8 protein-coding genes are annotated in these 7,053 nt (G+C 68.4%); 6 read left to right on the forward strand and 2 right to left on the reverse strand.

Features of this window, described 5'->3' with window-relative positions:
* Positions 1–200: 200 nt before the first annotated feature.
* Positions 201–605, reverse strand: a complete 405-nt coding sequence (locus ACIQ1J_RS35200; protein WP_403563453.1) for an AIPR family protein — start codon at positions 603–605, stop codon at positions 201–203.
* Positions 606–633: 28 nt separating this feature from the next.
* Here ACIQ1J_RS35200 and ACIQ1J_RS35205 point away from each other — a divergent pair, with 28 nt between their 5' ends.
* Complete coding sequence (locus ACIQ1J_RS35205; protein ID WP_403563455.1) at positions 634–843, forward strand: hypothetical protein; 210 nt, start codon at positions 634–636, stop codon at positions 841–843.
* Positions 844–1,096: 253 nt separating this feature from the next.
* On the opposite strand, the gene ACIQ1J_RS35210 is transcribed toward ACIQ1J_RS35205, so the two are convergent.
* Positions 1,097–1,252: a hypothetical protein gene (locus ACIQ1J_RS35210; protein WP_010059700.1), complete on the reverse strand. Its 156-nt coding sequence runs from the start codon at positions 1,250–1,252 to the stop codon at positions 1,097–1,099.
* A gap of 822 nt (positions 1,253–2,074) precedes the next feature.
* On the opposite strand from ACIQ1J_RS35210, the gene ACIQ1J_RS35215 reads away from it, so the two are divergent.
* From ACIQ1J_RS35215 to ACIQ1J_RS35235, 5 genes are all read left to right on the forward strand, one after another.
* Positions 2,075–2,278, forward strand: coding sequence for a cold-shock protein (locus ACIQ1J_RS35215; RefSeq protein ID WP_003974279.1), 204 nt, complete (start codon positions 2,075–2,077; stop codon positions 2,276–2,278).
* Positions 2,279–2,554: 276 nt separating this feature from the next.
* Positions 2,555–4,051, forward strand: coding sequence for a DEAD/DEAH box helicase (locus ACIQ1J_RS35220; RefSeq protein ID WP_403563458.1), 1,497 nt, complete (start codon positions 2,555–2,557; stop codon positions 4,049–4,051).
* Between the two features lie 47 nt (positions 4,052–4,098).
* The gene (locus ACIQ1J_RS35225) at positions 4,099–4,503 is read left to right on the forward strand and encodes a CBS domain-containing protein (RefSeq protein WP_403563460.1); all 405 of its coding nucleotides are present in this window, start codon (positions 4,099–4,101) and stop codon (positions 4,501–4,503) included.
* A 55-nt stretch (positions 4,504–4,558) separates the two neighbouring features.
* Positions 4,559–4,867 (forward strand): SCO5918 family protein, encoded by a 309-nt coding sequence (locus ACIQ1J_RS35230; RefSeq protein WP_210961621.1) that lies wholly within the window; start codon positions 4,559–4,561, stop codon positions 4,865–4,867.
* Positions 4,868–5,126: 259 nt separating this feature from the next.
* Positions 5,127–6,812, forward strand: a complete 1,686-nt coding sequence (locus ACIQ1J_RS35235; RefSeq protein WP_403563462.1) for a ribonuclease J — start codon at positions 5,127–5,129, stop codon at positions 6,810–6,812.
* The last annotated feature ends 241 nt before the right edge of the window (positions 6,813–7,053 follow it).

The following is a 7,053-nucleotide window of genomic DNA, read 5'->3' on the forward strand; positions in this document are numbered from 1 at the left end:
GATGTCTTGGAGTGACATCCCTCTTCTACAGCAGCTCCGCTGCCTTGTTCACCGGCCTTGACGAACAAACCCCCGCCCTAACTGAACGGCGTTGGCTCTAGACCTGGAGCCTGGCCGAGCACGGTGGGCCGAGCGCGGAGGGCCGAGCGCGGAGGGCCGAGCGCGGAGGGCCGAGCGCGGAGGGCCGACCCAGCGGGTGATCAGCGCCGCGCGGTGTGTGGTTCACGCGGAACGAACGCGGTGAACTCGCGGGCAAGCCCGGCCATGCTGGCGACCCGGTCGAGGGAGGCGGGATTGCGGTAGTAGCTTGCTCGGCGCTCGTAGTAGTAGCCGCCCGCCTGGCCGAGGCTCTCCTCGATGTCCTTCTGGACGGACTCGGTGGCTCGCAGCGCGCCGACGGGCAGCTGCGTCCGGCTGTTGGTCGCTCGGATGATGCGGTCGCGAGCCGTTCCGGACTCAGGCGCGACGACGATCTCGACGAGGAGGGACCGGGCGCGGTGCCGCCCCGTTCTGGTCGTAGCTGCAGGTCTCGTGGCTGGTGCGGCGTCCGCTGGTACGCCATGGGCACACCAGAAGGGTGTGATCGAGGGCGCTGGAGAGTTCACCAGGCGGCTCGACACTTACGTGGGGGTGGTGGAGAAGCGTGACGCGACCCTCTTGGCGTTCCTCGACGAGCTGCGGACCGTCGAGGAGATCGCCGAGCGCCGGCTGGTCTGCCGCCCCCACGCCAAGGGCCCGCATGCGGAGCCGGCCGAGCGCCGGACCGCGGTGCGGCGCCTGGACCGGCTGATCGATACGGGTCGGGTCACGGAGGCCGAGCAGGGGACGTTCCGCGCGACGTAGCGACTCACGCTGCTGCGGGAGGTTTCCACCCGGAGCCGATAAAGGGCGCCCCGCAGCCAGGCTCTGCGCTCGGAGGGCAGGGCCCGGCTCAGGGCGAGCTCATCGCCGACGAGACAGGGGCGGGGCCGGCGCATGGCCCCCGCCCACGTGGTTCCGGCCTGTCTCTCCGGCCGGGCTCTCACCTCGTCCCGGCCTCGAGTGGTCCAGAAGCTCCTCACGGTGTGGACTCCCCGACCGTGAGGCGCCCTGACTATCAGAAGAAGTGCTTGCGTCCGCCGACCGCGCGACCGGTCGCACCCAGGATCCACAGGATGGCGCCAACCAGAATGAGGATGCCACCGATCGTCGTCAGCAGACCCATGCCGACAAGCAGGCCGATGATCAGCAGAATAAGTCCAAGAATGATCATTTTAATACCCCATCGTCAGTTCCGACTCAGGCGCGTGTGCCTGTAAGCCTCACATGGGCCTGAGTTCGCTACTTGGTTGGTAGATCCCGGCCGGCTCCGAATGCCAGGACCTCGGTGCGATAGCTCTAGTGCCCTGCGACACGGCGTTCACGCACCCCTTCGAAACTTCGTCCCGAGGGCTTCTTCACCTCGTCGGCGGGCCCTGGTGACGAGACTGCGGCCGCAGACCGGTTCGGTGGCCCGCTTCGAACCTTCGTCCGCTCGTGATTACCGTCCGCGGGTGCCCTGGAGGGCGGGGAGCGCATCGGGGAGGTGCGGGAGGGGACCCGCCGTTTCATGACCGAGGTCCGGCGGGCAGCCGCCGGTCGGCGCGGGTTGCGTCGCTTGTGAGGTTGGCGCAGTGGTCCCGGGCCGCCGTGGAGGCAATGGAGACCGGTGCCGTCCGGGCCGCGATCCCCTCCCCCGCCCCTCTTCGGAGACGCGGCGGTGGACCTGATCACGGAAGCTCAGGCACACCAAGCATGACGTCGCGCAGGTATTCAATATCTGCGTCCGCGAGTTGAGATTTCAACGGAACAGGCGGACAGATTCTTTGCCGCAATGAACAGAGAGGAATTATCCATCCCACGTCGGCCGCTGCGACGTGCTACTGTCGATCTCAGTTGCAGTTTTGGTTCCCGAAACTTCAAGTGCTATCCGGTCGGCCATTGTGCCGCTGACAGCGCTTTTGTATATCCGGTCTTTTCCGGGCGGGGTGATCATCGCGGCGACACGGCGTCCGTAAAGTGCGGGCCTCGATGCACTGCCCCAAAGGAGAATGACATGGCTACTGGTACCGTGAAGTGGTTCAACGCGGAAAAGGGCTTCGGCTTCATCGAGCAGGACGGTGGCGGCGCTGATGTGTTCGCCCACTACTCGAACATCGCCGCCCAGGGCTTTCGCGAGCTGCTGGAGGGCCAGAAGGTGAACTTCGACATCGCGCAGGGCCAGAAGGGCCCGACGGCCGAGAACATCGTTCTCGCCTGACGCCGGCTGTCGCGTACTTGTAGCTGGGGCCCGCATCCCTCGGGGTGCAGGCCCCAGCTACATGCATTTCCCGCAGTAGTTGCACCAATCGCGGTGGACTCTTTGAATATTGAGTCCACATCGCGTCACTCATTTCAGCGCTTGCGCCCGCACGGATCTTTTTCGTCGGCCAGGTTCGCTGCCGCGCCCCATCGGCCCATTCTTGCAATTCTCCGTGCCGCTCATTGCTGCGGGAATTCCTTGATACGTGCCGCACCGCATCGAGGAAGGTTCCGCATGAACCGCACACGCACGAACGACCGCTTCGCCCGCACCCGTAACGGCCGTGCCGACTCCGGAAAGGGTGGCAGCCGCTTCGGCTCGCCGGTCCCGCGCCAGTCGGCCGGCCCGAGCCGCTCCGGCGGTTACGGCCGTCGGCCCGTCGCCATCCAGGGAGAGTTCGCCCTCCCTCGGACGATCACCCCCGCGCTCCCCGCCGTGGAGGGCTTCGCCGATCTCGACATGCCCCGGGAACTGCTGACCGCGCTCGGCTCGGCCGGCGTCACCGCTCCCTTCCCGATCCAGGCCGCGACCCTGCCGAACTCCCTCGCGGGCCGCGACGTCCTCGGCCGCGGGCGCACCGGCTCCGGCAAGACCCTCGCCTTCGGGCTGGCCCTGCTCGCCCGTACGGCCGGGCAGCGCGCCGAGCCCAGGCAGCCGCTGGGGCTGATCCTCGTACCGACGCGTGAACTGGCCCAGCAGGTCACCGACGCGCTCGCCCCGTACGCCCGCTCCGTGAAGCTGCGGCTGGCCACCGTCGTGGGCGGAATGTCGATCGGCAGGCAGACGAGCGCGCTGCGCGGAGGCGCCGAGGTCGTCGTCGCAACCCCGGGACGCCTCAAGGACCTCATCGACCGCGGCGACTGCCGGCTGAACCAGGTCTCCATCACCGTCCTCGACGAGGCCGACCAGATGGCCGACATGGGCTTCATGCCGCAGGTCACCGCCCTGCTCGACCAGGTCCGCCCCGAAGGCCAGCGCATGCTGTTCTCCGCCACCCTCGACCGCAACGTCGACCTGCTCGTGCGCCGCTACCTGACCGATCCCGTCGTGCACTCCGTCGATCCCTCGGCCGGCGCCGTCACGACGATGGAACACCACGTACTCCATGTCCACGGCGCCGACAAGCACGCGGCCACCATCGAGATCGCCGCACGCGACGGCCGCGTGATCATGTTTCTCGACACCAAGCACGCCGTCGACAGGCTGACCCAGGACCTGCTCAACAGCGGGGTACGGGCCGCCGCCCTGCACGGCGGCAAGTCGCAGCCACAGCGCACCCGAACCCTGGCGCAGTTCAAGACCGGACACGTCACCGTGCTGGTCGCGACCAACGTCGCGGCTCGCGGCATCCACGTCGACAACCTCGACCTGGTCGTCAACGTCGACCCGCCGACCGACCACAAGGACTACCTCCACCGCGGCGGCCGCACGGCCCGCGCCGGCGAGTCCGGCAGCGTCGTCACCCTGGTGACCCCGGGCCAGCGCCGCGGCATGGTCCGTCTCATGTCGGACGCCGGGGTCCGGCCGCAGACCACCCAGGTCCGCTCGGGCGACGAGGTTCTCAGCCGGATCACCGGAGCCCAGGCCCCGACCGGCATCCCGGTCGTCATCACCGCACCGGTGACCGAACGCCCCAAGAGGCGCGGTGCCACCTCCCGCGGCCGACGCCGCCCTGCTACGGCGCCCCGGCGTGCCCCCGCACCCCAGCCCACGGCCGCTGCGGCCGGATAGAACCGACGTTGTCCCGGAACCCAGCCCGTCTACGCAGGAGGCACCCTTTGACGCTGGTCCAGTCGCAGGCCCGCTCCGTGAGCACCCGCCCTGCGCACAGCACGGTGATCGACGTCGTGGACACGGCCGGGCCGCAGGTCTGGTACGACATGACCGTCGAGGTGGCGCTGTCCGTCATGGCCGCCGCACGTGTGGAGCATCTGATCGTCTGCGACGAGGACGGACTGTGCGTCGGCCTGGTCACCCAGGCCGGGCTCACCGCCGCCCGCGACAACTCCGCGTACACCGACCGGATCCGCCTCGGTGACATCACCGCCGGCTGCGAACCCTTCGTCCCACCGTCGGCCGCGAGGGCCGAAGCCGGGGACACGTTGCCTTTCGGACGGCTCGGACCGGTACCCGTGGTCGACGAACACGGCAGCGCCCCGGGCGTCCTCGCCCTCTCCCGCTGAACCGCTGAACCGCTGGACGGCGGTCGGCCCCGTTCTCTTCTGCCTGTGAGGCATCATGCGCTGTGTCATCGCCCGCTTTCCGTTCGACCTGACCAAGAGTGGCGTGCTGGAATCGATGAAGGGCGTCAAACCCGAAACGGTCACCGGCGAGTCCGTGATCATCGGACGACGCCACTACCCCGTCAAGCAGGTCGGCCAGGTCATCACCCGCCAGGACCGTCGCGATTTCAGCGCCGGAGAGGTTCTGAGGGCCATGGCCCTGCTCGGCTTCACCTGCCGCACCCTGCCCGAGGCCGCCCCCGTGCCCGTCGAAAGTCCGTTGCAGCGGGCTTCCGCGATGCTCGGCGCCCCCCTGTCCGTCTGACCCGGACGACAGGAGCACGCTGACACCCGAACAGCGGTGAGGGCCCGACCGGCGCGCGCCGGTCGGGCCCTCACCGCATGACGCGTCCCCCTTCGGCGCGCGAGTCGCGACAGCATGGTGGCGCAGGAGCAAATTCTGCTACTGGGCTGCCGTGGCCGACCCGTTCCACCCGCTGAACGGCGCAGCCCCGCACTGTGCTGAGCCGACTGGTCGGGCAGCCAGTGGATCACCTCGGCAGACTCTCCGGTAGCGTCGAAACATGAGTCATCCGCATCCCGAACTGAAAGCCGCCCCTCCGCTGCCCAAAGGAGGGCTGAGGGTCGTCGCCCTGGGCGGTCTGGGTGAGATCGGCCGCAACATGACCGTCTTCGAGCATGCCGGCAAGCTGCTCATCGTCGACTGCGGCGTGCTGTTCCCCGAAGAGACCCAGCCCGGCGTGGACGTGATCCTGCCGGACTTCACCTCGATCCGCGATCGCCTGTCCGACATCGTGGCCGTGGTGCTCACCCACGGCCACGAGGACCACATCGGCGGCGTGCCGTATCTGCTGCGAGAGCGCTCCGACATCCCCGTCGTGGGTTCGAAGCTGACACTGGCGCTCCTGGAGGCCAAGCTCAAAGAGCACGGCATCAGACCGCGCACGGTTCGGGTCCGCGAGGGGGACCGGCGCGCCTTCGGCCCCTTCGACTGCGAGTTCGTCGCGGTGAACCACTCCATCCCGGACAGTCTCGCCGTCGCGATCCGCACCGGGGCCGGAATGGTGCTGCACACGGGTGACTTCAAGATGGACCAGTTCCCGCTGGACGACCGCATTACCGACCTGCGCGCCTTCGCCCGCCTCGGTGAGGAAGGCGTCGACCTCTTCCTCACCGACTCCACCAACGCCGAGGTCCCTGGCTTCACCACCTCCGAGCGCGAACTGAATCCGGCGATCGAGCAGGTCATGCGTACCGCCCCGCGCCGGGTGATCGTCTCCAGTTTCGCCAGCCATGTGCATCGCATCCAGCAGGTCCTGGACGCCGCGCAGCAGCACGGCCGCAAGGTCGCCTTCGTGGGCCGCTCCATGGTGCGCAACATGGGCATCGCCCGCGACCTGGGTTACCTGAGGGTTCCCAGGGGCCTGGTCGTCAGTACCAAGGAGCTGGAGAAGCTCCCCGACCACAAGATCACCCTCGTGTGTACCGGATCCCAGGGCGAGCCGATGGCGGCTCTGTCCCGGATGGCCAACCGCGACCACATGATCCGCATCGGCGAGGGTGACACCGTTCTGCTCGCCAGTTCCCTGATCCCCGGCAACGAGAACGCCATCTACCGGGTGATCAACGGGCTGACCCGGTGGGGCGCCCATGTCGTGCACAAGGGCAACGCCAAGGTGCACGTCTCCGGGCACGCCAGCGCCGGTGAACTCGTGTACTGCTACAACATCGTCAAGCCCCGCAATGTCATGCCCGTGCACGGCGAATGGCGCCACTTGCGGGCCAACGCCGACCTTGCCGTCCGGACGGGGGTCGATCCCGGGCGGGTGGTCATCGCCGAAGACGGTGTGGTCGTCGACCTCGTGGACGGGCGTGCATCGATCACCGGCAAGGTACCCGCGGGCAACGTCTACGTGGACGGCATGGAGGTCGGCGGGGCAACCGAGGCGTCCCTGAAGGACCGCATCACCCTCGCGGAGGAAGGCGTGGTCACCGTGGTGGCGATCGTCGACGCCGACACCGGCGCCCTCGCCGAGACGCCCGACTTCCTGGCCCGCGGGTTCGTCCACGACGACACCACCTTCGAACCGGTCATCCCTGTCATCGAGAAGACGCTGGCGACCGCAGCACAGGAAGGCGTCGGGGACGCGCGCCAACTGGAACAGCTCATCGCCCGTGCCGTGGCGAACTGGGCCTTCCGGACGCACCGCCGCAGGCCCCTCATCATCCCCGTCATCATCGACGCCTGACCGCCGTCCCCTCCCCCACTCCTGCCCTGCCGGCAGCAGAGACGGTTTCACGCCCGCGCCTGTGCTGGGACGAGAACGGCGTTCCAGGCCCGGCATCGGGTATCAGCGACCCATCGGGCGGACGCGGTGAGGGTTGTTCCCGTCTCCTCATGCGTGAGGCACCGCGTCCGGTCGGTTGCGCCGCGGCGTCGGGCTTGTGCCCACGCGGTCGGTCTTCAACCAGGCAGGTACCTCCAGGCAG

Source organism: Streptomyces sp. NPDC097107 (assembly GCF_044762405.1).
Classification (GTDB): domain Bacteria; phylum Actinomycetota; class Actinomycetes; order Streptomycetales; family Streptomycetaceae; genus Streptomyces; species Streptomyces thinghirensis.

Coding starts and splice junctions, on each gene's coding strand:
- ACIQ1J_RS35210 (WP_010059700.1), bottom strand. CDS start 1,252: ATGATCATTCTTGGACTTATTCTGCTGATCATCGGCCTGCTTGTCGGC.
- ACIQ1J_RS35215 (WP_003974279.1), top strand. CDS start 2,075: ATGGCTACTGGTACCGTGAAGTGGTTCAACGCGGAAAAGGGCTTCGGC.
- ACIQ1J_RS35220 (WP_403563458.1), top strand. CDS start 2,555: ATGAACCGCACACGCACGAACGACCGCTTCGCCCGCACCCGTAACGGC.
- ACIQ1J_RS35230 (WP_210961621.1), top strand. CDS start 4,559: ATGCGCTGTGTCATCGCCCGCTTTCCGTTCGACCTGACCAAGAGTGGC.
- ACIQ1J_RS35235 (WP_403563462.1), top strand. CDS start 5,127: ATGAGTCATCCGCATCCCGAACTGAAAGCCGCCCCTCCGCTGCCCAAA.